The sequence below is a fragment of the Mycobacterium paraterrae genome (assembly GCF_022430545.2).
GTDB lineage: Bacteria > Actinomycetota > Actinomycetes > Mycobacteriales > Mycobacteriaceae > Mycobacterium > Mycobacterium paraterrae.
Genome location: NZ_CP092488.2, coordinates 3,145,216 through 3,169,534, shown reverse-complemented (window position 1 = coordinate 3,169,534; position 24,319 = coordinate 3,145,216). Strand labels below are relative to the sequence as shown.

Below are 24,319 nucleotides of genomic sequence, written 5' to 3'. Positions count from 1 at the left end.
AACGTCTCCAGCGTTACGGGCCGGGCGGCTCCCGGCCCGGTGGGGTGTCGTCTCGACAATAACGAGTCGTGAGCAGTCATGGCCGTCGCCAGCTCCCACCCCAGTGCTCGACGCGGCGCGCGCAGTCGTCCCGGACGCCCCGCAACTCGGCAAGCCTGTCTTCGCCGACCGACAGGTCGACAAGCAGGCAGGCCAGCGCCCAGCGCAGCGGGACCAGGCCCAACTCGCCGGTGAGCTCGAAAGCGGCGTCGGCGACGGATCGCGCGCGGTCCACGGCGCCGGCGCTGCACAGGGCCGCGGCAAGCACCACCCGGCTCTTGGCCCCGTGCCGGGCCGCGCCGTCGAGGGTGGCCGCTGCTAATTCGACGGCGGTCTCGGCATGGCGCACCGCGGCAGCGCCGTCACCGCTGACCATCGCCAGCTCGGCCGCGACCCATGACCGCCGGACCGCCAGCCGGTGCGGCGCATTCGCCACGAACGGGTCCGCGCGCACCAGCAGCATCGCCGAGGTGGACAACCGCCCGACGCCCAGTGCGTCGGCCGCGAGCCCGGTCAGCGCGTCGCCGACCGCCTCGGGGTCATCGGCCGCCAGCCCCAGTGCGCGACCGTCGAAGCCGCGAGCCCGGTCGTGCCAGCCCAGCTGGCGCAGAAAGGACGCCTGCGTACTGTGGGCGAGCGAAGCGAGGCGGCCCGACGGGTGGGCCCGGACCAACGCCGCAAGGTCTGAGGAAGCGCTGCCGTAGCGTCCCTGTCCCCCGGCCGCGACCGCCCGCAACCAGCGCTGGGCCGGTGTTCTTGCCGACGGCAACGGCCAACGACCGGGCTGGTCACCGAAGGCGGCCGCCGCCACGTCCGACGCATCGGACAAGTTGTGAGAGATATCTATCACGGCGCCGTATTCGTTAAGACTTCATGGTTTCTGGGTTACACCGGTATTAAATGCGACGATGATCGTATTCGTTATGCATGCGGCACGATTTCGCCTTACGCTGCGGCATTTCCGCGTCGAGTGCGCTGAACATGCATTCCTCCGCTCAACCGATCGCGCGCCTCGATGAAATCGAGGTAAATTCCCATGCCGCACTTGGGCATTCAGCACAGTGAAGCATATTGACGGGAATTCCCTAGCGCCTCTACGTTTGTCGCGACGAGTAGTCACCGATGACCCGCTCGACCTGATCATGGGCGCGTAGAGAGGGACTTCAATGCCGCAACCGGAACAACTACCAGGCCCGAATGCAGACATCTGGGACTGGCAATTACAGGGACTGTGCCGCGGCGTGGATTCGTCGGTGTTCTTCCATCCGGACGGCGAGCGTGGCCGGGCGCGCCTGCAGCGTGAGCGCCGGGCCAAGGAGATGTGCCGCAGCTGCCCGGTGATGACGCAGTGCCGCACGCACGCCCTCGATGTGGGCGAGCCCTACGGGATTTGGGGCGGTCTGTCCGAGACCGAGCGTGAGTTGCTGCTCAAGCGCGACATTGGTCGGACCCGCAGCATCCGGCGCAGCGCTTAGCTCGTCCGGCTTCAAGCACATCGGACGGGTCGGCCCCTAGAGGATCGACCCGTCCTGCTTGTACTGCTCGATCTTGTCCCAGTCGACACCGGCGTCCAGCAGGATCTCTTCGGTGTGCTGCCCGTGTTCGGGGGCGCCAGTCGGCTGGACGTGATGCCCGTCGAACTGCACCGGGTTGGTTGGCAGGATGTAGGGCTTGCCGTTCATCGCCTTCACCTCCGGGATGTATCCGTTGGCAACGACCGCCGGGTCTTCGTGTAACTCGCTGGCCTTCTGCAGGACGGCCCAGGCGCCGGAGAGCGGCTTGAGAATGTCGCGCCACTGGTCGACGGTCTTCGACGCGAATTCGGCGTCCATGATGTCGATCAGCTCGCCGCGGTTCATGAACCGGTTGTGCCCGTCGGCGAACCGCTCGTCGGTGATCAGGTCCGGTCGCCCGATGACCGTCATGAACTCCGGGTAGAACTTGTCGCCCTGCAACATCATCAGCGTGATGAAGCGACCGTCTTTGGTCTGGTAGTTGCCGACCAGCGGGTTAGGCATGTCGCGATGGGTGAACGTCGGTATCGGGTCGCCACCGTAGAGGTTGGCCGCCGTCACCTGTGGTGTCATCGCCCACGCAGCGAGGCCCAGCAGCGACACGTCGACGACCGAGGTCTCACCGGTCGCCTTGCGCTTGTACAGCGCAGCGGCGATCCCGCCGGCGATCGTCAGCCCACCCATCAGGTCACCGAAGGCCGGGGTCTGCATCACCGGTTCCGGCAGTTCGCGGGTCAACGCATCGGCGATTCCGCCGCGCGACCAGAAGGAGACACCGTCATAGCCAGGGCGGTCGGCATCGACGCCGTCCGGGCCGTATCCGGACCCGCGCACATAGATGATGTCGGGGTTGGCGGCGCGAATCTGCTCGATGCCGATGCCGAAGTGATCACGCCGGCTGGGCAAATAGCTGGTGAGGAACACATCGCTGGACTTCGCCAGTTCGTGCACGACCTCCTGACCGCCCGGCGTGGTCAGGTCGATGCCGATGGATCGCTTCCCACGGTTCGGCATTTCGATCATGTAGTTGACGGCGGTCGGCCCGCCCGGGATGAGACCCATGGTGACCAGTCCGCGCTGCGGGTCGCCGCCCTCGCGTGGTTCCACCTTGATCACGTCGGCGCCCCACTCGGCCAGCACCGCGCCGGCCGCGGGAACGAATGTCCAGGCCGCGACTTCGAGCACGCGAATACCGCTCAGTGGTCTGGCGTCAGTCATGCCGAATCCTCCGAATTCGCAATAGTTTCCAAGTTATGCCCCAATGAGTCCGAAACGACGGTACGCCGCGCGGATGTCGACGCGCGCCTGCTCGGGCAACGCGGCCTGCGGCGGTCGAGATTCCGGGTAGGAGCCGATTGGGAGTCCGACCACCGACGCGGCGTACTTGAACGCGCCGCCCCAGTGCGTGAAGTAGTCCGGCCGGCCGGGATAGCGGGTGAACCAGCCACGTATGTCGAGTTCGAACTGGTCGATACCGGATTCCTTGGCGAAATCCATTGCCTCGACCAGCTTGTCGTTCCAGACCAAATCCCAGTATTGAGACAGCACTCGCTTCTCCGCGGTCTCGGAGAGGTAGCCGGTGGTACCGAGTTGGGCCGGGCCGACGATGCCGGACCGTAGCCACCCGGCCCGGTAGACGGTCGTATCACATTCCCAGATAACGAGATCCGGCGCGAGCTCATGCAGCATCCGACTCTGGTGCGGCCGGAAGGCACCCTCCTTGGTGGCGCACACCGCAGGGACTTCTTCGACGATTCGAGCGCTCTCCTGCGCGGAGAGTACATAACCCGAGCTGGGCGAGTTGAACATCCCGAGCGCGATATCGGTCCGGTCGGCGATATAACGGAAGAAGTTCAATACCCCCTCGCCGCCGTGCAATTCCATCATCGGGGTCTGGAGGTAAACAATGTCGGCGCCGGCCTGTTCGGCGTGCTGAGTCAGCTCAAGGCAGTCTTTGGCCGACATCGCCGCGGTGCACGACTGTACGACTACGCCGGGATCGATGCTGCGAGCCTCGTCAATAGCGATCTCCAGCAACTTCTTTCGTTCGGCGATGGTCAGCGACCAGAATTCTGCAACGCCGCTGGTCACCCACAGCATGGGGTGGCCGAGGGTGCCCACGCAGTGCCGGACCAGGGTGCGGTAGGCGTCCCAGTCGATGTCGTCACCGTCGGGCCCGCTGAACGGGGTGTACAGCGAATTGCCGATGCCGCGCAACGCATTGCGCGCCCACTGGCGAGCATCTCTGGCGTTGGTCATGTGCGCTCCACGATGTCGAAGATGGCCGCAGCGGACGTCACCGGTTTGTCGGCATTGCCCTCGTCGTGCAGCAGCATGCGTACGCCGACCCTGCCCGATCCACCCACATGGGCGGTGCCCTCTACCCGGAACGGGCCGACTTTGCCGCGCGACATGAACATCACGTGCCAACTCACCACCTGCAGCTTGCGGGTTCCCACTGCCTCGGCGGCCAGATCGATCGCGGCGGTTTCCAGCACCACATGCTGCGGTCCGATGTGCAGGGCCGCATCCGGCGAGGCCAACTCCACGCTGAGCGCCGGCAACTGCCAACGATCGTCCGGGCGCTTGGACGCGCCGAATGCCTGCCATAGTGGCGGCAGGTCGGGGGTATCCTCGATCACCAACTCAGTGCCCGAAACATCCATTTTGCCAAGGCCTTCCGGCGGGATGCCGATGATCGCGCCCTGGCCCTCGTTGAAGGCGATCACGCGTTCCGGATTGTCGGCGTCGACGATCTTGCATCGCCCGTAGCCCATCGTTCGGCCTTGGTGGACATTGCCGGAGCCCACGATCTCGACCCGTGTGACGTCGTAGCCGGGATCCACGATCTGCACAGAGGCGATCACTGGGTTGGGGACCGCCACCATGTCGGTCTGGCAACCCTCCGGCGATGCGATCGCCAATGGCGCCACCATGATTCCGCCTGCTTCGTTGCGCATGTCGCGGCGGATCACGACCGTGTCGTCGGTGTCGCCGATGTTCATCGCCGAGTGGTTGCGCCCGATGTAGCGATAACTCAGCAGCCCCGTCCAGCGCCGATACAGCTCATCTCGATAGGCGTCAGGGTCGCCCAGGAATTCTCTGATGTCTCGCAGCGGTCCGGACAATCGTGGCATTCCTCCTGAGCGAAACGTTGAGCAGACGCTCAGTTAGGACTTTACGACTGTGCCCGTCAATGTAAAGGCCATATCGGCGATCTATTGCGGATCGAAGAGCACCGGCACCGACGTCGGCGACCGAAAGACCTGGCCGCGGACATGCGGATCGTCGGCGTCGGGATCGAGCCGCAGGTTGGGCAGCCGGTCCAGCAGCAGGTTGATCGCGGTGCGCATTTCCAGCCGTGCCAGGTGCATGCCCAGGCAGACGTGGACGCCGTGCCCCCACCCGAGGTTCGACTTGGCCGGCCGGAAAATGTCGAAGGTGTCGGGGTCTTCATAGCGGTCTTCCTGACGATTCGCCGCACCGAGCATCGGCATGACCGTCGCGCCGGCGGGAATCTTGACGCCGCCGAGCTCGGTGTCGCGAGTGGTCACGCGGGTGATGGTGAGCAGCGGCGGCTCCCATCGCACCCCCTCCTCGATCGCCTGCGGGATCAGTGAACGGTCAGCCCGGATTGCGTCCAGTTGCTCCGGGTTCGACAGCAGCCCGAGCAATAGGCTGCCCAAGGAGCGGTGCGTGGTCTCGACGCCGGCGGGCACAGCAGTCGCAGAAACGAGAAGATCTCCTCGTTGGTGAGCTTCTCGCCGTCGATCTCAGCTGCGCCCACATCGCCGGAGATCGCGTCGTCGAAAGCCCCGAAGTCCTCGAAAGCTGTTCCATGTCTACGTATTCCCCTTCAGCCCCTTTGCTGCGCTTAGCCGCAAACGTCACCAGCCGCTGCATTTATATTTGGTTTGCATCGGGGTGTGGCAGCGCGCCAGCAAACCCTGGGCAGATCTTCGGTGAGCCGCATATGCTCCGCTTCATGCAGACGCTGCTGTGCAAGCTCGGGCTCATCCTCTTCGTCTTCGGATTGGTCACCGGCTTCGTCGTTCCGAAGGTGAAGAACCCGCGAATGGGATTGACCAGCCACCTTGAAGGCGTGCTCAACGGCATGTTTCTCGTACTGCTCGGTTTGCTCTGGCCACACGTCCAGCTGAGCCACGCCTGGGCTGTGACAGCGGAGTGGCTGATCGTGTACTCCGCCTACGCCAACTGGGCGGGCACACTCCTCGCGGCCATCTGGGGTGCCGGCCGCAAACTGACTCCGATCGCCGCGGGCGACCACGAAGCCTCAAAGGTCAAGGAGGGCGTCTTCGGCTTCCTGCTTCTGTCGCTGTCGGTGGCCATCGTGGTCGGCGTCGTGATCGTGATCGTGGGACTGTGAGTCAGATCAGCCGCCTGGACAGGGTCCCGGGATCCACATGTTCCAGCACGTCCCCGGCGGCGGCGGCAGATAGGGCCCTCGCCCCGGAAGAGACTGCGGCGGAGGCGGATTGGGCCCCTCATAAATCCCTTGGCCTTGGTTGGCCTGCTCGGGTGCGACGTGATAGTAGGTGTGGCACACAGACATGTCCCAGGTCACCGGCTGGTAAACGTGGTTCTGCGTCAGGTGGAGCAGGGAATCACCCGGGCACCAACGATTCGGCCCCCAGCAGACATGGTCAACCATCGCTGCCGGTCCGCAATCGTCGTCCGCTCTCGCGGTACCGGTTACCAGTCCGGCAACTGCCAGTCCACCGCATGTCAACGCCGCCGCGACCCACTGCTTCATAACCCTGGAGTCTTGCCGCTGGCCGGTTACGCGCACATCGGGCAAATGCCCCATTTCCGCGATCGTCGGGATCACCCGGTTTGGCCTCATCAAATTCCGTCGTTCAGCATCCCGTGCTCGATGAGATCTTGGACCTGCTCCCAGGCGAATGTGACGGCTGCGTCGCTGGTGGGCAACGGTCCGTCGAGCAGCAGGTTGGCCAGGCCGTGCACCGCTGACCAGACCGCGATCTCGGCGCCCGGCCTGCGGCGAGTATCCAGGAGCCCAGCGGCCTGGGCTTCGTCGAGCACTTGACCAAGCACCTCGAAGGGCTCGGCTCCGACGTTGGCGGCCGTGGGGACGTCGCCGCCGGCCGTGGCCGGATGCGAGGTGAACGCGGCGCGAAAGAGGCCGGGCTCGCTGAGAGCGAAGTGGATATAGGCGGTACCGACCGCTCGCAACCGCCCGCGGGGGTCCTTGCTGCGATTGACCCGTCGGCGCATCTCCTCGGCGAGCTCGTTGCGGGCGACAGACGACACCTCGGCCAACAACGCTTCACGGTCGGCGAAATGGCGGTAGGCGGCTGAGTGCGACACCCCCGCGGCGCGGGCGGCCTCGCGCAGGATCACTCGATCCGGCCCGCCCTCGCGGGCCAACGCGATGCTGGCCTGAACCAGCGCTGACCGCAGTGCGCCGTGGTGGTAGCCCTTTTTGCCTGGGGCGTCGCTCATACCCTCACCATCGCACGCCAACCGGAATGTTGACAACGGTCACATCCGATCGCATACTGGCGATGTAACCGGTGGTCACATCGCCACGTTTTCAACCGTGAAAGGAAAGTCCGATGACAAACAAGCGCGTGCTCGTTACCGGTGCGACGGGCAAGGTCGGCGGCGCGGTTGCCGCCCAATTGTTGGAAAAGGGTGTGCCGACGAGGGCGTTGGTGCACCGGGGCGACTGGCGAAGCGATCGCCTGCGCGCATTGGGCGCCGAGATCGTCCTCGCCGATATGCTTGACATCCAACAGGTTCAGGCCGCGATGGACGGGGTGGACCGACTCTTCTTCAATCCGCTCTATCACCCACACGCTCTCGACAGCGCGGTCAGCTTTGCCATCGCCGCGCGGCGCTCGGGTGTCGAAGCGGTGGTGGCATTGGGCCAGTGGCTGGCCAGCCCAGAGCATCCGTCGCTGATGACCCGGCAGATCTGGTTGATCGACAAGTTGTTTGAGCTGTTGCCGGATACTGCGCACGTCGCGGTTGATCCGGGATTTTTCGCCGACAACTACTTCAACGTGCTTCCACTGGCCGCACAACTGGGCGTGCTGCCGCTACCGGCCGGCGGCGGCCGCAACGCGCCACCGTCGAACGAGGACATCGCCAGGGTTGCCGTGGGCGCACTGCTGGACCCGCGGCGTCATGACGGCCGGGCTTACCGCCCGACCGGTCCAAAGCTGTTGTCCAGCAACGATATCGCCGATGCCCTCGGTGAGGCATTGGGCCGACGGGTACGGCACATCGATATTCCTCCGTGGATGTTCATGAGGGCCGTGCGAGTAAACGCGAAACGACTCGGCGCCGACCGGTACTTCGAGTCCGGTGTGCGTCATTACCTGCCCGAATCCGCTCTGGGGACTTGGGAGGTGGGCGGCCCGACCACCCATGTGCGCGATGTCGCCGGAGTCGAACCCGAAGACTTTTTGACGGTTGCACGCCGTTACGTCGACGCCGCGGATACCCGGCGCACCGCCGGCAACTTCCTCCGCGAGGTCTGGAACTTCACGTTGACCGGGCTCGTGCCGGCGCATCGTCTGGACCGGTTCGACCGGCTTCAGCAGCATCCCCAGCCCGCCAATCCCCGGTTCTCGGGCGAGTCGGCCGTATGGCGGAGCGAGCACGCTCCATCGGTCGACGCGGCGGGCGATCGGTTTGGCCTACCCGAGCTTCGACTGTCGTCCTAGTCGCGCGAGCCGCGCGTCGGATCGATGCCGAAATCGTTGCAATGTCACGCTCGAGCGTGCGCGATCAGCAAATGGTGCGGGACCGCAGCGTCGAGGCGACGGTCGTCGACCTGCCCGAAGCCCGCGTTACGCAGAGCGGCAACCACGTCGCGGACCGGACGAAGCTTGAAGCCGTAGGCGGTGAACGGTAAACGGGCCATTGCATCAGGATCACCGATGCCTACTACGGCGAGTCCGCCGACGCGCAGCACCCGGAAGAGTTCGGCGCACGCCGCATCAAGATCGTCGACGAAGTACAGGGTGTTGACCGTGATCGCTGCGTCCAGCGACTTGTCACCGATCGGCAGGCCGGTGAGTGACCCATGGAGAAGCTTCATCGAACCGGCCGCGATGTGGGTGGCGAACTGCGCCCGGGCACGCGAAAGCATATCGTCGGAAAGTTCTACGCCGTAGACGGTCCCGTGCCGTCCGACCAACTGCAGCAGCACTCTTAAGCCGAGCCCGCCACCGAAACCGATGTCCGCCACCGCATTGCCGGTTCTGGCTGCAGCCTCCGCGGCAGCGGCCACTGCCCGCCGGTTGCCACGATTGAGCAGTAGCGCCACCCCACGGCCGACGACGCCGTGCGGCCGGCCGAGTTGCCCCGCAACGGCGGCCAACAATTGCCCGCGTAAACCCGTCACCGCTTACCTCAGAACTGTCGTCGGGTTAGTCGGCCTATCGTGCCACGGCCGACCGTCGCAGTCGCTGCAGTCTCGAGGTGTCGACCCGACAAGCCGTCAGCCGCCGAGTCCCTTCTTGACGGCCGCGTCTTGTTTCTGGCCGACGTCGGTCACGAAGTCCGGTGGTGGCGGAGGTGAGTCTGACCCGCCGACGAACTGAAGCGTGACGAAACCTCGGCCCTCGGTGAACAACAACACCGTCAGATTCTTCGACCCGTCGGGCGAGGTACCCGCCAATAGAGTGCCGTCGGCGCCGACGTTGGTCGCATCCACCTTCGGGTCTTTCACCAGGCCTTGTCCCGACTTTGCGGCGTTCAGGGCGCTGGTGGCGGCGGCCGGGTCGGCCAGGACTCGAACAGTGTCGACAATCTGGACGTCCTTGACCGTGACGCCGTTCTGATCCTCGGGGTGGGGTTGGCTGCGGAACGTTATCGCAGCACCCGGCTGGCCGTCGGGGTTGTTGGTCGGTGGGTCGGCGACGAAGGGCATCGGCGCATCGATATCAGTCACCTTGATCAATAGCGCGGTGTAGTCGCTCGGCTGGGCCGTCGCCGAGGTGTTAGGACCCGAGCTACTCGATGCGGTGGCGGCAGTAGCCGATCCCGCTTTCGTTGTCGACGACGACGAGCTACTGCAGCCGGCCACCAAGGTAACCAGCACCGTCGCTGCTAGCGGGCCGGCAAGCACCATCTGGGAAACCCTCATCCTGTCCTACTCCTTGTCGAGTCCCCCGATGTGCGGGCTCATGCTAGCGGCGCGGCGGGCTGAGAGCGTGGAAAACAGACAAACGTCTCGATGGGGTTGCCTCGAACCCAGCTCAAAGGAAAAGGCCGGAGAGAAGAAGGTCGAACAGGAAAGCTAGCCCACCGATCTCGGCCGGGATGCTCTCGATGGAGGTCAGGAGATCCCAGAGGCCCACCTCGTTACCCGCGATCCCAGTAGCAAACAAGGTGTAATCCAGGCCCACGGCAAGGTCGGCTAGACCGTTGTCCGGAACGCCCCCGTCGATGCCGAAACCGAAGTCTCCGGTGAAGGCGGACGGGTCAATGACAGAGAGCAGGTAACTGAATGGAGTGTCCCCGTCGGGAAAGCTAGCGTTACCGAGCAGACCTCCTAGGAAGTTTTCAACGCTCGTATCAAGGCTGGCGGCCAGGGGCGCATCGCTGTTGAGCAACGCGGCATCGGCCGTCGGTGTCCAGGCGTTGAACCCGCTGTCGCCGAAGAGATCCTCGAACGGGTCGGGTACGTCTGCGCTGGCGGCGGGACCGTGCGCGACCAAAGCCGAAGCAACGGCGACAGCGATGCACACACCGCCAACTCGCCTGCGAATGTCACTGCTCATAGCGGGGCTCCCGTTGCAGAGGATGCCGATCAATTCGAATTAATGGTCTTCGAATTTCAGCCGCACGCCTGCAGTAGGCGCCTACTTAAATGCCGGACACTGCCTACTTAACCGCTCAAGCCTTCTTCCTCGTCGGGGACGGCGTGCCCGTGGCATCCCGCCTTCGACGACACATAAACCGTTGCCACGACACGCCGTTGAAGTCCGCAACCGTTGCAGTTTCGCGTGAAAGGGCGGCGATTACCCGCCATTCAGCCATTCTTGGTCAGCTGAGAGACGATGGTGTAGCTGCCGCAGGAGTGTGTCATTACCAAGGAGTTCTTGTCGATCGACTCGGTGCACTCTCCCGCTCCGTTGAGCATCGGCAGGATTCCGGTCCAGCTGTTGCCTTGCAGGTGGAGATCGGTCCCCGCTCCGGTTTGCGTCTGCAGATGGACGCAATCCGGACCGCACGGTGTGAACGTTGTCGTTGTTACCGCTCCCCTTGGACCTTTGATGGCCGTTGCCGTGTACGTCCCATCGAGCGGGTCTGCCGACACCGGCCCGGCCAGCCCAACAGCTGCTCCTGCTAGAGCAGCCGTGATCGCCATCGCGCGAATCATCGTCATTGGATTCCTTCCTCGTGGAATTAGATGTCCGCACGGTAGGCCTACTCAAGCGCGAGGCGATATAGGGATTTCCCTGGGAATGGCCGCAACTTATGGCGCCGCAATGAAGTCGTCCCTGGTCATAACGGAGGGTGTGTCGTCAGAGGCGTATTGAGCCCGTAGACCCTGACCAATGCCGACTTACCTTTTAGTTCGCGCGGTCCGCGGTCGACGAGGCCTGCCGGCGGCGACGCCAATGCGTCGACGGTGAATTTGGTGAGAACGATTGTGTCTCTAGTGGTTTTGGTGAGTTGCTCGACGCGGGCGGCGACGTTGACTGTGTCACCGATGAGGGTGAATTCCAGTTTCCCGCCGCCGCCGATGGTTCCGGCGATTACCTTCCCGGTGTTGATGCCAATGCCGATTCGAAGTGTGGCGCCGAATCGCTCGGCGACCATGCGCTGGATCAAACTCGCGGCATTCACCGCGGCGTCGGCGTGACCGGAGAGATCGTTAGGCGCGCCGAACACCGCCAGTGCACCGTCGCCCAGGAATTTGTTGACGTGCCCACCCGCCTCGACGACAGCAGGCACAACGATCTCGAATAGTGCATTCAGCCGGGCGACGGTGTCCTCGGCGCTGTTCGCCTCGGCGAATGGCGTGAAGTCGCGGATGTCGACGAACATCACGGTCACCTCGCGACGCTCACCGGTGAACACATCGTCACCCTGCTCAAGCAGCCGCGCCGCCAGGAGGGGGTCGACGTAGGTGCCAAACGCGGCCTGAAGTCGTTGCCTCTCAGCCAGACCCGCCTGCATGCGGTTGAACGATGCCGCCAACGCACCCAGGTCGTCGTCCTGAACCACCGGCAGACGTTGCGAATAGTCACCGGCCGCAACACGTTTGGTTCCGTCGGAAAGATCTCGAATGGGATGCAAAGACGGCGACACGATCGCGCCGACGGTCATCGGCACCGCGAAGCCGACCGTCAGTCCACATCCGATCACAACCGTGAGCACAGGAGCCCTAGCGACCTGGCCGATGACTGCTGCCAGCAATGCACCCGCGACGGTGAACACGAATACCGCAGCGAGTATGGCCACGTTGGACCACGCCGCGAATGTTGGGCGCGAGCGGGGCAGCGAGTCACCGATGTTCGTGTCAGCAGCGATGGCGGCCCGGACCGGGCGTAGCGAAGTTTCGACGAAACTGTGCACCCCAATCAGGTGAACGCCGGCTCCAATCGCGGCACCGATGATCCCGTACTCGACGAGCCGCAACCCGGTGCCCCCCGCGAGTGCACCGACAACGACACATAGCGCGAGGCTCCAGACGGGGCCGACCACCACCGCCCGGGAAACCGTCCGCCGCGCGTAGGTATAGGTCGAAACTAGTGCGGTTTCTCGATCGACGCCGCCGTCGGCTGCCCACTGCTCCGCAAGTCGAATACCGCCCTGGCCGGGGAGGACCAAAAGATAAGCCAGGAGAGGCACGGCGACAACTGTGGCGACGGCCGCTTCGACGTAGTGGCTTGACCTTTCATAGGCGACGACGACGAGCGACAGAAGGAGATAAATCTGCAACATCAATACCGCGGTGACCGCGTAGATCACCCACGAGTACCGAGGCCCGTACCGGTCCCACGCCCACTGCCAGATGCGTTCCATGCAGGAAACAAAACACCCCCGACCGCATGGGCCGGGGGTGTTTCGTCGTTCACGTTCTAGTGGTGATGGTGGCCGTGACCGTGGTCGTCGGCCTCCTCGGCGGGCTTGTCCACGACGGCCGTCTCCGTGGTCAGGACCATCCGCGCCACCGACGCCGCGTTGAGCACCGCCGACCGGGTCACCTTGACCGGGTCGATGACCCCGTCGGCCGCCAGGTCGCCGTACTCCAGCGTCGCCGCGTTCAGGCCATGCCCGACCGGCAGTTCGCTGACCTTGCTGACCGCAACCGCACCGTCGAGCCCGGCGTTGGTCGCAATCCAGAACAGCGGGGCGCTGAGGGCGTTGGCGAACACCTCGACACCACTCGCCTCGTCGCCGGACAGCGACTTCTGCAAATCGGCGAGAGCCTTACGGGCGTGCACCAACGCGGATCCACCGCCGGACACGATGCCTTCCTCGACGGCGGCCTTGGCCGCGGCGACCGCGTCCTCGACCGCTTCCTTGCGCTTTTTGAGCGCAGTCTCGGTCGCGGCACCGACCTTGATCACGGCAACGCCGCCGGCCAGCTTGGCCAGCCGCTCCTGCAGCTTCTCGCGGTCCCAGTCGGAGTCGGTGGACTCGATCTCGGCGCGCAACTGCTTGGCGCGGTTGCTGATCGCTTCGGCACCACCGCCGCCTTCGACGATCACGGTGTCGTCCTTGCTGACCACGACGCGACGGGCCGACCCGAGAACCTCGAGGCCCACCTCGCGCAACGTGAGCCCGACGTCGGGGTTGACCACCTGACCGCCGGTGACGATGGCCAAGTCCTCCAGGAAGGCCTTGCGGCGGTCGCCGAAGAACGGAGCCTTGACCGCGACGGCCTTCAGAGTCTTGCGGATCGCGTTGACCACCAGGGTCGACAGCGGCTCACCCTCGACATCCTCGGCGATCACCAGCAGCGGCTTGCCCGCTTCGGCGACCTTCTCCAGCAACGGCAGGAAGTCGGGCAGCGAGCTGATCTTGTCGCGGTGCAACAGGATCAGGGCGTCCTCGAGCACGGCCTGCTGGGCGTCGAAGTCGGTCACGAAGTACGCCGACAGGAAGCCCTTGTCGAAGCCGACGCCCTCGGTGAAGTCGAGCTCGGTGTTCAGGGTCGAGGACTCCTCGACGCTGACGACGCCGTCATCACCGACCTTGCTGATGGCCTCGCCGACCAGGTCGCCGACCTCTTCGTCGCGCGACGAGACGGTGGCGACCTGCGCGATGCCGGTCTTGCCAGACACCGGCGTGGCGGCAGCCAGCAGTGCCTCGGACACCGCGTCGGCGGCCTTGCCGATGCCCTGCCCCAGCGCGATCGGGTTGGCACCCGCCGCGACGTTGCGCAGTCCGTGCTTGATGATTGCCTGCGCGAGGACGGTCGCGGTGGTGGTGCCGTCACCGGCGATGTCATTGGTCTTGGTGGCAACCGACTTGACCAGCTGGGCGCCCAGGTTCTCGAACGGATCTTCCAGGTCGATCTCACGGGCCACCGTCACACCGTCATTGGTGATGGCAGGCCCACCGAACGCCTTGGCCAACACCACGTTCCGGCCACGGGGACCCAGCGTCACGCGGACCGCGTCGGCGAGCTTGTCCACGCCGGCTTCCATTGCCCGGCGCGCAGTCTCGTTGAACTCAATCTGCTTGCTCATAAATGTCCTTATGCCTGACGAGTACCGCCCCGGAACTCACCCGTTGAAACGGGAAGCTCCGGGGCGGGACACGAGTGCTTACTTGTTGACGACAGCCAGCACGTCGCGTGCGGACAGGATCAGGTACTCCTCGCCGTTGTACTTGATCTCGGTGCCGCCGTACTTGCTGTAGATGACGGTGTCGCCCTCGGACACGTCCAGCGGAATCCGCTTCTCGCCGTCCTCATCCCACCGGCCGGGGCCGACGGCGACGACTTTGCCCTCCTGGGGCTTTTCCTTAGCGGTGTCGGGAATGACCAGACCGGATGCGGTCGTGGTCTCGGCCTCGTTGGCCTGTACGAGGATCTTGTCCTCGAGTGGCTTGATGTTGACGCTCGCCACGATTGGAGCCCTCCACTTAGTTAGTCAAGTCCGGGGCGGTTGCCCCGATTTACCAGGTGTTGCGGCTTTCGCCCGTGCCTGTGCGTCGTCGTCGCGGGTGCCGACGCGAGGATTGGCCGATTGCCACCTAGCACTCTATACATGTGAGTGCTAGCACTCAAGGTTGGGCCGGTGCTTTATGCGACTTGGCCGCGCACCACCGGCAGCCCCGGGTCGCTGGCCACGTCCAGCGGCGATGGGGAAGCTCCTGCAGCCAGCAGGTGCGCGGCAAACGCGGCGATCATCGCACCGTTGTCGGTGCACAGCCGCAGCCGCGGGATACGCAGCGTCAGCCCGGCCGCCGCGCAGCGCTGAGCCGCGAGTTCTCGCAACCGCGAATTGGCAGCCACACCGCCGGCCACGAGCAGCGTGGACACGCCCAACTCGGTCGCGGCGCGCACCGCCTTCATGGTCAACACGTCGGCCACCGACTCCTGGAAGCCGGCGGCGATGTCGGCGGTCGAGGCGTCCGGGTGGCTTTCGACGTAACGCGCGACTGCCGTCTTCAGGCCGGAGAAGCTGAACGCATGCGGCTCGTCGCGCGGCCCGGTCATGCCACGCGGAAACCCGATCGCGTCCCGGTCGCCGGTCTGCGCGAGATCGTCGAGCACCTTGCCGCCCGGATAGCCCAGACCCAGCAGCCGGGCGACCTTGTCGTATGCCTCCCCCGCCGCATCGTCGACGGTGCTACCCAGTTCGACGATCGGCTCACCCAGCGACCGGATGTGCAACAGATGGGTGTGACCGCCGGAGACCAGCAACGCCACGCTCTCGGGCAGCGGCCCGTGCTCGTAGACGTCGGCAGCAAGATGGCCGCCCAGATGGTTGACCGCATAGAACGGCACGGACCACGCCGCTGAATAGGCTTTCGCCGCTGCCACTCCCACCAGGAGAGCACCCGCCAAGCCCGGGCCGATGGTGGCGGCGACGATGTCGGGCTTCTCCAAGCCGGCTGTCTCCAGTGCGCGGCGCATCGCCGGCCCGAGCGCCTCCAGGTGTGCCCGCGACGCCACCTCGGGCACGACTCCGCCGTAGCGGACATGTTCGTCGACGCTGGACGCCACCTCGTCGGCCAGCAGGGTCACCGTTCCGTCGTCGGCGAGCCGGGCGATACCGACACCCGTTTCGTCGCAGGATGTTTCGATCGCAAGAATCGTTCTACTCATGTGGCGGCACTCCTCATCGCGCTCCGCGCTCTGCATCGTCGTCGGCGCGTCATTTGGCGCCACTCCTCCTCATCGCGCTCCGCGCTCTGCATCGTCGTCGGCGCGGGTGGGCGCCTCCCGCCGCATGGTGTACGCGTCAGCTCCGCTGATTCGGTAATACCGTTTGCGCAAGCCGACTTCGGTGAAACCCACGCTGCGGTACAGCGCAATCGCCCGGTCGTTGTCGGTGCGGACCTCCAAGTGCACGACGGAGTCCGCGGCGATGCTCAACAGCGCATCCAGCATGCGTCGGCCGATACCGCGACCCTGGTACGCGGGGTCGACCCCGATGGTGTGGATCTCGTATTCGAAGGGCGGTGTGCGACCGAGTCGCGAGATGCCGCCGTAGCCGACCAGCCTGTCGTCGGCATCATCGCTGACGCGTGCGGCAACGTAGTGGTTGTGGTCGGCGGCCAGTTCACGTACGAAAGCGACTGTGGGCCAAGGGTCGTCGCCGGGGAACAGGATCGACTCCAACTCCGCGCAGCGGGCGGCGTCGGCTGGCGTCAACGCGTCGATGGTCAGGGTCACGGGGCCGCCTGTCGCTCGACGAGCGTCTTGGCATCCGGGCGCCGCAGATAAAGCGGCACCAACGCGTTCGGCGGTAGCGACCAGTCCACCACGGCAACCAAGCCCACGGAGTTGGGATACACCGGCTCGACGACAGGCAGACCGAACCGCGACGCATGATCGGGCGATCCCGCCACCGCCCGCGCACCCCCCGCGTCGACGTCGGCCGGCGCGCTGACCGCCGGGCCGTCGATGCGAACGCCGTCGCGGTAACGCGCCCAATAGATTTCGCGGCGACGTGCATCCGTGACCACCAATGTCTCGCCGCTGGTCTGTACCCCGATCGCATCCAGGCTGCACACCCCGTACACCGGGATGCCCAGCGCGTGGCCGTACGCCGACGCGGTCGCCATGCCGACCCGCAGACCGGTGAACGGGCCGGGCCCGCAACCCACCACCACGGCGCCGAGGTCGGCCATCGAGCGACTGGCATCGGCCAGAGCGGCCAGCACATTCGGGGTGATCCGCTCGGCGTGCGCGCGCGCGTCGACAGTGACCCGCTCGGCCAGCAGCTCGCCGTCGGCGACGACACCGGCGGTCACGGCGGGCGTCGAGGTGTCGATGGCAAGTACGAGTTTCACGGGCAGCTCCACTGCCACGTCGCAGTCCTGGTGTCGGAGTTGCTGATTCGCTCCAGACGGATATCGAGGTGACGGTCGGACAACCGTTCGGCCAACCCTTCACCCCACTCCACCACGACGACCGCGTCGTCGAGTTCAGTGTCGAGGTCGAGGCTTTCCAACTCGTCGAGCAGGTCGGCACCGGTGTGATCGAGCAATCGGTAGACGTCGACATGGATCATCGCCGGGGCGCCGATTCGGCGCGCCGGATGCACCCGCGCCAGTACGAAAGTCGGTGACGTCACCGGCCCGTCGACGTCCATGGCCGCGGCAATTCCCTTGGTCAACACCGTCTTTCCTGCACCGAGCGGGCCGGACAGGACGACGACGTCGCCGGCGCGTAATTGACCGCCTAATTGCGAGCCCAGCGCGACGGTGTCTTCGACACTCGGCAGGGTCGCGATGCCGCCGGTGGCCCCGTCAGTCACGTCGCATGACCCGATCGCGCAGTCGCTGGCTGAGCACCGCGAACCTACCCGGGCTCGCGTGCTTCACCAGGCGCACCAACCCGTCGTTGACCGACGCCGGCTTGTCCAGCAGGACGAGATGGCCCGCCCGGGCCACGATCACCAACTCGGATTCTGGCAACACCTCCGCCATTTTCCTCGAATACTCAGCGGGCGTGACCAAATCACGGTCGCCGCAGACGATCAGCGTCGGAATTCTCGCCAGCGTCGGCAGCGCCGCCGTCTCGTCGTGCACCTCCAACGCGTGCAAAAACTCCACCATGGTCGGGACCGGCGTGCCGAGCATCATTTTCTCCGAGAACGCCGCGATGCTCGGGCTCACCCGTTTGTCGGTGTAGGACGCCGCGCGCAGAACCGGCCCGATCAGCGAACGAACGGCGGTGCGACCCCGGTCGACCAATTTCGGCGCCGATCTAGCCGCGCGCCGAACCGCATCCAGCGCAGGGTTGTTCAAGATCTCACCGAGCGGCGACTCGGCGACGCCTTCGGCCGCCGACGAGATCAGCGCCGCGCCGGTGATCCGACTGCCGTAGCGCTCGGGGAACTGCCGCGCGTGCGAGAGCACCGTCATGCCGCCCATCGAGTGGCCGACGAGCACGATCGGGCCGCGTGGGGCGATCACTTGAAGGACCGTCTCCAAATCCTGACCCAGTTGGGTGATCGTGTAGGTTTCCGGCGGCGCTTCGTCCGACCGACCGTGGCCTCGCTGATCGTAGAAGATCATCCGGACCTTCGGGCCCCACTCCTCGGACAGCCGCATCCGTTGAAAGTGGAAGGCTCCCATGCGAAGACAGAAGCCGTGCGCGAATACGACAGTCAACGGTGCGTCGGTGGGGCCGACCTCGCGCACCGCGAGATGGATCCCGTCGGGCGTGGTCACCAGGTAGCTGCGGTCGCCGTCCAGCGCTTCGAAATCCTCATGGGCGAACGGGTCGTCGACCTTCGCGCGGCGAGTCAGCACCGAATGGGCCACGGTGGCTCCGGCAATGGTGCCGACGGCGCCGACGCCGGCTGCGCCGGCCAGCCACCTGCCCCGCGCCGGCTTGCCGATATGCAGACCGTCATGATGGTTATCGCTCAATGCTTTTCAGCCTCGCGATAGGTTCGGACAATGCGTCCGCGCGGGCTGGTCACCACTTCGTAGTGGATGGTGTCCAGCAGGTCCGCCCATTCCTGGGCGGTGGACTCACCGTCAGTGCCGGGCCCGAACAGGATGGCCTCGTCGCCTTCGGAGACGTCGACGGGTCCCGGGCCGAGGTCGACGAGGAATTGGTCCATGCAGACGCGGCCGACACCGGGTCGCCGCCGCCCGTTGATCAACACTTCCAGCCGCCCGCCCAGCGACCGGAAGACACCGTCGGCGTAGCCGATCGGCATCAGTGCGACGGTGGTGTCCCGCCGCGCGATCCAGGTGTGCCCGTAGGACACGCCCTCGCCGGCGTGTACCGGCTTGACCAGTGCGACAGTGCATTTCACGGTCATAGCCGGCCGCAGCCCCATATCGCCGCGGGACGGCACCGGGCTCAGCCCGTACACGGCGATGCCGGGCCGGACCAGGTCGTACGCCAGGTCGGGACGCGACATGGTCGCCGACGAGTTCGACAGATGCGCCACCTCGAACGACACCTTCTGCTCGCGCGCCAGTGCCACGACGTCGGCAAAGCGTTGCGCCTGAACATTATTGATCGGGTTGTTGGGCTGGTCGGCGAACACCATGTGAGACATGAGGCCGCGCAGCCGAAGGCAGTCTTCGGCGACGGCGCGCCCGAGCGCTGCGAGCATCGATGGGTATTGCGCCAGCGGAACCCCGTTGCGGTTCAGACCGGTGTCCACCTTGAGCGTGACCGACGCGGTGCGGCCGGTGCGCCGGACCGCGCCCAGCAGCTCGTCGAGCTGTCGCGCCGAGGACACCGCGATCTGCACGTCGGCCTGCAGCGCCGGGCCGAAGTCGATGCCGGGCGGGTGCAGCCAAGCCAACACCGGTGCGGCGATGCCCGCGGCGCGCAGCGCGAGCGCCTCGTCGATGGTGGCCACGCCCAGTTCGGCGGCGCCCGCGGCCAGGGCGGTCTGCGCCACTTCGACGGCGCCGTGGCCGTAGCCGTCGGCCTTGACCACAGCCATCACCTGCGCGCTACCGGCGTGGTCGCGCAGCACCCGCACGTTGTGGGCGATGGCGTCCAGATCTACGAGGGCCTCGGCAAGGACACCCGGGGTCAGGGAGATCGGCGTTGCGGACACGGCCGCCATTCTCCCAGACCCCGCGATCGGGCCGGCGAACGTCAGTGCGCGAAATGTTCCGCGTGGTAGTGGCCGCCCGGTTTGAGCTTGTCCAACGAGGCCAGCGCGCTGCGCGCGTCGTCGTGCAACGCGCGAGCCAGGTCGGCCGACAGACCCTCCCGCACCACGATGCGCAGCACCGACACGTCGGTCGCGTTGTCGGGCATGGTGTAGGCCGGCACCTGCCAGCCGTACCCGCGCAGCTCGTGGGACACGTCGAACTCGGTGTAGCCGCGGTCCTTGGCCAGCCGGAAGCTGACCACGGGTATCGCCGAGCCGTCGGAGATGATTTCGCAGTGGTCGCCGGTTCGCAGCTGCTCGCCCAGCCAGCGCGCCGTCTGCGACAGCGTCTGCATGACCTGCGTGTAACCCTCCCGGCCCAGCCGCAGGAAGTTGTAATACTGGCCGACCACCTGGTTGCCGGGCCGGGAGAAATTCAGCGTGAAGGTCGGCATGTCACCGCCGAGGTAGTTGACGTGGAACACCAGCTCCTCGGGTAGGTATTCATGGCTGCGCCACACCACGAATCCGACGCCCGGGTAGGTCAGGCCGTATTTGTGGCCGCTGACGTTGATCGACACCACCCGAGGTAGCCGGAAATCCCACTTCAACTCCGGGTGCAGGAACGGCACCACGAATCCGCCGCTGGCGGCGTCGACGTGGACGGGCACGTCCACACCGCCGTCGGCGGCCACTTTGTCCAGCGCCGCGCAGATCTCGGCGATCGGCTCGAGTTCACCGGTGTAGGTGGTGCCCAGGATCGCGACCACGCCGATGGTGTCCTCGTCGACGGCGTCGACCACCTGCTCGGGTGTGATGACGTAACGCCCCTCCTCCATCGGTAGGTAGCGCGGCTCGACGTCGAAGTAGCGGCAGAACTTCTCCCAAACCACCTGGACGTTCGAGCCCATCACCAGGTTCGGGGTGCGGCCCTTCCAGTCCTTGCCCACCTTGGCTCGCCAGCGCCATTTGAGCGCCAGCCCGCCCAGCATCACCGCTTCACTGGAGCCGATGGTCGATACCCCGACAGCGCTGGACGGGTCGTCGTCGCGGAGATTGTCGGCGTGGAACAGGTCGGCGACCATGCAGACGCAGCGCTGCTCGATGGCCGCGGTGGCCGGGTATTCGTCCTTGTCGATCATGTTCTTGTCGAAGGTCTCGGCCATCAGGCGGCCGGCCTGCGGATCCATCCAGGTCGTGACGAAGGTCGCCAGGTTCAGCCTCGAGCTGCCGTCGAGCATCAGTTCGTCGTGGATGAAGCGGTAGGCGGCGTCGGGGTCCATCGACTCCTCGGGTAATCGGAGCGCGGGTACCGGGGTGGTGAACAGCCGGCTGGTGTAGGCCGGGCTGACGGTATGCGACGGCATCGACGGGTGATGAGGCAAAGCGGTTCCTTTCGGTTAGAGCGCGGCGACGGCTGAGCGGAGGTGGGCCAGGATGCGCGACGCCGAGGTCGGTGCGTCTCCCGGGCCGGGGTCGGCTGCGGACAAGGCCGCGGCACGGGCATGCACGAACGCTGCGGCAGCCGCGGCGTCGGCAGGAGGCAGGCCCGCGGCGAGCAAGGCGCCGATCATTCCGGACAGCACATCGCCGGATCCTGCGGTTGCCGCCCAGGACTGCCCCGCCGGGTTGAGGTAGACCGGACCACCGGGATCGGCGACGACGGTGACGTTGCCCTTCAGCAACACGGTCGCGCCCAGCCGTTCGGCCAGCTCGCGGGTAGCGCCGATGCGGTCGTCGCCCGGCGGCCCGCCCGCCAGTCGGGCGAACTCACCGGCGTGCGGGGTCAACACGGTTGGCGCGCGCCGGGAGGCCAGCATGTCGGGATGAGCCGCCAGGATGGTCAGCGCGTCGGCGTCGACCAATACCGGCAGGTCGGTGTCCAGCGCGAACCACAGTGCGGCAGCGCCCGTTTCGTCGGTCCCGAGTCCGGGTCCCACGACCCAAGACTGCACCCGCCCGGCGGCCGATGGGGTCGGCGAGGCGATCACTTCGGGCCAGTGCGCGAGCACCTCCTGGTGCGCGCTGCCGGCGTAGCGAACCATGCCGGAGGTGGCCGCTACCGCGGCGCCGGTGCACAACACCGCCGCCCCGGGATACGTCGACGAGCCGGCCATGACACCGGTGACGCCCTGGGTGTACTTGTCGTCGTGTGGTCCGGGCACCGGCCAGCGCGCTGCGACATCGGCCGCCTCGAAACCCAGGATGTCGGTGTCCGGCAGGTCGAGACCGATGTCGACCAATTCCACCCGCCCGCAGTCGGCCAGCGCATGGGCCGGCTTGAGGCCGCCGAACGTGACCGTCAGTGCGGCATGCACCGCGGGGCCGCCGATTGCGCCGGTCGCGACGTCGACGCCGCTGGGGATGTCCACGGCTACGACCGGAATGCCGTGTGCGTGCACGTTTTTGAATACCTCGGCCGCGTCCGGTCGCAAGGGCCCCGAGCCCGAGATGCCGACCACCCCGTCGATCACGAGGTCGGTCCACACGTCGACGCGCTCGACGATGTGACCGCCCGACTTCTGGAAAGCGGCCAGGCCTTTGCGGTGCGTGCGTTCGGGCTTGAGCAGTATCGCGTCGGCGGCCACCCCTCGGCGTCGCAGATAGGTCGCCGCCCACAGCGCGTCACCGCCGTTGTCGCCGGAGCCGACGACCGCGCACACCCGTCGTCCGGCGACTCCACCGGTGCGAGCGGACAATTCGGCGATAATCGCGCTCGCCAGCCCGTATGCCGCACGCGCCATCAACGCGCCGTCGGGCAGGGTGGCCAATAGCGGCGCTTCGGCCTCGCGAATAGCGTCCGCCGAGTAGTAGTGCCGCATCGTGACAACGTTACGTGCCCGGCCGCGCGGGTACTGTCGATTAAACAGGCTAAACATCGCAGAGGGGTGGGCATGGCACGCACTGACAACGACACGTGGGACCTGGCTAGCAGCGTGGGCGCGACGGCGACCGGCGTGGCAGTGGGACGCGCACTGGCGACTCGCGCAGACAACCCGCTGATCAACGACCCATTCGCCGAGCCGCTGGTGCGCGCCGTCGGTGTCGAATTCTTCACTCGGGTCGCCACCGGCGAGCTCGACGCGAACGAGGTCGACGACGGCGGCGAGTTCGGGTTGGCGCGAATGGGCGACATGATGGCCGTGCGCACCCGCTTCTTCGACGACTTCTTCCTCGAGGCAGCCAGCAGCGGAATCCGCCAAGCGGTGATCCTGGCCTCAGGCCTGGACGCCCGCAGCTACCGGCTTCCCTGGCCCGACGGCACCACCGTTTACGAGATCGACCAGCCGACGGTGATCGAGTTCAAGGCCAGGACGCTCAGCGGTCTCGGCGCCACACCGACCGCCGGCCTGCGGGCGGTCGCGGTCGATCTGCGCGACGACTGGGTCACCGCCCTGCGCGGAGCCGGCCACGACTCAACCCAGCCCACCGCGTGGAGCGCCGAGGGCCTGTTGCCGTTCCTTCCGCCGGAAGCACAGGATGCGTTGTTGGACAACATCACCCAGCTGAGCGCGGCCGGCAGCCGGCTCGCAACCGAAAACATGCCGAACGCCAGCGAGGCCGTGCCGCTGATGGCCGACCGCATGAGGCAGTCGACCGAGGCATGGGCCAAGCACGGGTTCGACGTGGAGATGACCGATCTTTGGTACGGCGGCGAGCGCAGCGACGTGGTCGAGTATCTCGCGGCCCATGGCTGGCAGGTGTCGGCCGTCGGTGCGGCGGAGCTGGTTGTCACACATGGCCTTTCGGCTCCTGCTTCGATCGACGACGAGGCAGCCAATTTTGCGGGGCTCAGTTACGTGAGCGCGATCCGGCAGTAGTCGACCTCGGTCGTGCCATCGGGTAGAACAAGAGCCCGATGAAGATTGCCGAGAAGTGGCCGATCGCGGTGAAGTTGAAAGCGGCGACCAGCTGCGTCAGGCACACCGCGATCATCACGGCGAGGTACACCCATCGCCACGGCCGGGCGACGCGATATGCCAGCACGGCGATCACCCCGACCATGAAGTAGCTGACCCCGATGTCGGTGGCTCGGACCAGCCGCTCCGGCGCATCGTGGTACTGGATCGCCAGATACAGCCAGCCTTCGCTGATGTAGGTGGCGACGACGTGACACGTCAATCCGACTGTCAGCCAACGTAACTGCCCGAGCCAGTGTTCGGCAGGCGCCAGAAACACGGTGAACAAGATGAGATATGGCGCCCAGTAGTAGCCGTCGATCCACAGCAGGCTCTCGAACAGCGCCGACAGTGGATCGGTGGCCAGGTGGCGGATGTTGGTCGAGTAGTGCACCAGAAACTCGCGCAGCTGACGCTCTCCGAGCCGACGCTGGATGATCGTGGTCACCAACAAGACGGTCAGCCACAGATAGGTCAGCGGCGCGCCGCGGACGAATCGCCATCCTCGACGCACACCACTCACCGTCGCATGAGCCACCCTTGATCCGGCGCCACCCCGCGCGTACGGTGAGTTTTCCAATTACGAAACCTCACGTATCGTAAT

25 protein-coding genes and 1 pseudogene are annotated in these 24,319 nt (G+C 65.9%); 4 read left to right on the top strand and 22 right to left on the bottom strand.

Annotated features, from left to right (window positions below):
• Positions 1 to 76: 76 nt before the first annotated feature.
• Positions 77 to 880, bottom strand: a complete 804-nt coding sequence (locus MKK62_RS15290) for a hypothetical protein (RefSeq protein WP_434085091.1) — start codon at positions 878 to 880, stop codon at positions 77 to 79.
• A gap of 325 nt (positions 881 to 1,205) precedes the next feature.
• On the opposite strand from MKK62_RS15290, the gene MKK62_RS15285 reads away from it, so the two are divergent.
• Complete coding sequence (locus MKK62_RS15285; protein ID WP_240259453.1) at positions 1,206 to 1,514, top strand: WhiB family transcriptional regulator; 309 nt, start codon at positions 1,206 to 1,208, stop codon at positions 1,512 to 1,514.
• A gap of 36 nt (positions 1,515 to 1,550) precedes the next feature.
• Here MKK62_RS15285 and MKK62_RS15280 read toward each other — a convergent pair whose 3' ends face one another.
• The 4 genes and pseudogenes from MKK62_RS15280 to MKK62_RS15265 all read right to left on the bottom strand — a co-directional run.
• Complete coding sequence (locus MKK62_RS15280) at positions 1,551 to 2,771, bottom strand: CaiB/BaiF CoA transferase family protein (RefSeq protein WP_240259455.1); 1,221 nt, start codon at positions 2,769 to 2,771, stop codon at positions 1,551 to 1,553.
• Between the two features lie 33 nt (positions 2,772 to 2,804).
• The gene (locus MKK62_RS15275; protein ID WP_240259457.1) at positions 2,805 to 3,812 is read right to left on the bottom strand and encodes a dihydrodipicolinate synthase family protein; all 1,008 of its coding nucleotides are present in this window, start codon (positions 3,810 to 3,812) and stop codon (positions 2,805 to 2,807) included.
• Complete coding sequence (locus MKK62_RS15270; protein ID WP_240264134.1) at positions 3,809 to 4,681, bottom strand: hypothetical protein; 873 nt, start codon at positions 4,679 to 4,681, stop codon at positions 3,809 to 3,811. The genes MKK62_RS15275 and MKK62_RS15270 overlap by 4 nt, the downstream gene beginning before the upstream one ends.
• A gap of 90 nt (positions 4,682 to 4,771) precedes the next feature.
• Positions 4,772 to 5,361: pseudogene (locus tag MKK62_RS15265) on the bottom strand (cytochrome P450); the annotation flags it as partial.
• 177 nt (positions 5,362 to 5,538) lie between these two features.
• Between MKK62_RS15265 and MKK62_RS15260 the strand changes: the two are divergent.
• Positions 5,539 to 5,940, top strand: coding sequence for a styrene oxide isomerase (locus tag MKK62_RS15260; RefSeq protein ID WP_240259459.1), 402 nt, complete (start codon positions 5,539 to 5,541; stop codon positions 5,938 to 5,940).
• 476 nt (positions 5,941 to 6,416) lie between these two features.
• On the opposite strand, the gene MKK62_RS15255 is transcribed toward MKK62_RS15260, so the two are convergent.
• Entirely contained in the window at positions 6,417 to 7,037 is a 621-nt protein-coding gene (locus MKK62_RS15255) for a TetR/AcrR family transcriptional regulator (protein WP_240259461.1), read from the bottom strand.
• A gap of 113 nt (positions 7,038 to 7,150) precedes the next feature.
• Between MKK62_RS15255 and MKK62_RS15250 the strand changes: the two genes are divergently transcribed.
• Positions 7,151 to 8,266, top strand: a complete 1,116-nt coding sequence (locus MKK62_RS15250; protein ID WP_240259468.1) for an NmrA family NAD(P)-binding protein — start codon at positions 7,151 to 7,153, stop codon at positions 8,264 to 8,266.
• A gap of 44 nt (positions 8,267 to 8,310) precedes the next feature.
• On the opposite strand, the gene MKK62_RS15245 is transcribed toward MKK62_RS15250, so the two are convergent.
• The 15 genes from MKK62_RS15245 to MKK62_RS15175 all read right to left on the bottom strand — a co-directional run bounded on the left by MKK62_RS15245 (position 8,311) and on the right by MKK62_RS15175 (position 22,638).
• Positions 8,311 to 8,949 (bottom strand): class I SAM-dependent methyltransferase, encoded by a 639-nt coding sequence (locus MKK62_RS15245; RefSeq protein WP_240259470.1) that lies wholly within the window; start codon positions 8,947 to 8,949, stop codon positions 8,311 to 8,313.
• Between the two features lie 96 nt (positions 8,950 to 9,045).
• On the bottom strand, positions 9,046 to 9,693 hold the full coding sequence (locus MKK62_RS15240; protein ID WP_240259478.1) for a hypothetical protein: 648 nt from the start codon (positions 9,691 to 9,693) through the stop codon (positions 9,046 to 9,048).
• 112 nt (positions 9,694 to 9,805) lie between these two features.
• Positions 9,806 to 10,330, bottom strand: coding sequence for a hypothetical protein (locus MKK62_RS15235; RefSeq protein WP_240259480.1), 525 nt, complete (start codon positions 10,328 to 10,330; stop codon positions 9,806 to 9,808).
• 251 nt (positions 10,331 to 10,581) lie between these two features.
• Complete coding sequence (locus MKK62_RS15230) at positions 10,582 to 10,938, bottom strand: hypothetical protein (protein ID WP_240259482.1); 357 nt, start codon at positions 10,936 to 10,938, stop codon at positions 10,582 to 10,584.
• A 119-nt stretch (positions 10,939 to 11,057) separates the two neighbouring features.
• Positions 11,058 to 12,584 carry an adenylate/guanylate cyclase domain-containing protein gene (locus tag MKK62_RS15225; protein WP_240259490.1) on the bottom strand — a complete coding sequence of 509 codons (1,527 nt, stop codon included), beginning with the start codon at positions 12,582 to 12,584 and terminating at the stop codon, positions 11,058 to 11,060.
• A 56-nt stretch (positions 12,585 to 12,640) separates the two neighbouring features.
• Complete coding sequence (gene groL, locus MKK62_RS15220) at positions 12,641 to 14,257, bottom strand: chaperonin GroEL (protein ID WP_240259499.1); 1,617 nt, start codon at positions 14,255 to 14,257, stop codon at positions 12,641 to 12,643.
• Positions 14,258 to 14,335: 78 nt separating this feature from the next.
• Positions 14,336 to 14,638, bottom strand: coding sequence for a co-chaperone GroES (gene groES, locus MKK62_RS15215; RefSeq protein ID WP_240259501.1), 303 nt, complete (start codon positions 14,636 to 14,638; stop codon positions 14,336 to 14,338).
• Positions 14,639 to 14,814: 176 nt separating this feature from the next.
• Complete coding sequence (gene tsaD, locus MKK62_RS15210) at positions 14,815 to 15,843, bottom strand: tRNA (adenosine(37)-N6)-threonylcarbamoyltransferase complex transferase subunit TsaD (protein WP_240259503.1); 1,029 nt, start codon at positions 15,841 to 15,843, stop codon at positions 14,815 to 14,817.
• A gap of 69 nt (positions 15,844 to 15,912) precedes the next feature.
• The gene (rimI, locus tag MKK62_RS15205) at positions 15,913 to 16,413 is read right to left on the bottom strand and encodes a ribosomal protein S18-alanine N-acetyltransferase (RefSeq protein ID WP_240259517.1); all 501 of its coding nucleotides are present in this window, start codon (positions 16,411 to 16,413) and stop codon (positions 15,913 to 15,915) included.
• Positions 16,410 to 17,033 carry a tRNA (adenosine(37)-N6)-threonylcarbamoyltransferase complex dimerization subunit type 1 TsaB gene (tsaB, locus tag MKK62_RS15200; protein WP_240259527.1) on the bottom strand — a complete coding sequence of 208 codons (624 nt, stop codon included), beginning with the start codon at positions 17,031 to 17,033 and terminating at the stop codon, positions 16,410 to 16,412. The genes rimI and tsaB overlap by 4 nt, the downstream gene beginning before the upstream one ends.
• Complete coding sequence (tsaE, locus tag MKK62_RS15195; protein ID WP_240259543.1) at positions 17,030 to 17,500, bottom strand: tRNA (adenosine(37)-N6)-threonylcarbamoyltransferase complex ATPase subunit type 1 TsaE; 471 nt, start codon at positions 17,498 to 17,500, stop codon at positions 17,030 to 17,032. The genes tsaB and tsaE overlap by 4 nt, the downstream gene beginning before the upstream one ends.
• The gene (locus tag MKK62_RS15190) at positions 17,493 to 18,620 is read right to left on the bottom strand and encodes an alpha/beta fold hydrolase (RefSeq protein ID WP_240259545.1); all 1,128 of its coding nucleotides are present in this window, start codon (positions 18,618 to 18,620) and stop codon (positions 17,493 to 17,495) included. The genes tsaE and MKK62_RS15190 overlap by 8 nt, the downstream gene beginning before the upstream one ends.
• Positions 18,617 to 19,777, bottom strand: a complete 1,161-nt coding sequence (gene alr / locus MKK62_RS15185) for an alanine racemase (protein WP_240259547.1) — start codon at positions 19,775 to 19,777, stop codon at positions 18,617 to 18,619. Before alr ends, MKK62_RS15190 begins: the two co-directional genes overlap by 4 nt.
• Positions 19,778 to 19,818: 41 nt before the next feature.
• Positions 19,819 to 21,183 (bottom strand): glutamate decarboxylase, encoded by a 1,365-nt coding sequence (gene gad / locus MKK62_RS15180; RefSeq protein ID WP_240259549.1) that lies wholly within the window; start codon positions 21,181 to 21,183, stop codon positions 19,819 to 19,821.
• A gap of 33 nt (positions 21,184 to 21,216) precedes the next feature.
• Positions 21,217 to 22,638: an NAD(P)H-hydrate dehydratase gene (locus tag MKK62_RS15175; protein WP_240259551.1), complete on the bottom strand. Its 1,422-nt coding sequence runs from the start codon at positions 22,636 to 22,638 to the stop codon at positions 21,217 to 21,219.
• A 72-nt stretch (positions 22,639 to 22,710) separates the two neighbouring features.
• Here MKK62_RS15175 and MKK62_RS15170 point away from each other — a divergent pair, with 72 nt between their 5' ends.
• Positions 22,711 to 23,637 carry a class I SAM-dependent methyltransferase gene (locus MKK62_RS15170; protein WP_240259553.1) on the top strand — a complete coding sequence of 309 codons (927 nt, stop codon included), beginning with the start codon at positions 22,711 to 22,713 and terminating at the stop codon, positions 23,635 to 23,637.
• Here MKK62_RS15170 and MKK62_RS15165 read toward each other — a convergent pair.
• Complete coding sequence (locus MKK62_RS15165; protein WP_240264135.1) at positions 23,609 to 24,238, bottom strand: rhomboid-like protein; 630 nt, start codon at positions 24,236 to 24,238, stop codon at positions 23,609 to 23,611. The two genes, MKK62_RS15170 and MKK62_RS15165, sit on opposite strands and share 29 nt — an antisense overlap.
• Between the last annotated feature and the right edge of the window lie 81 nt (positions 24,239 to 24,319).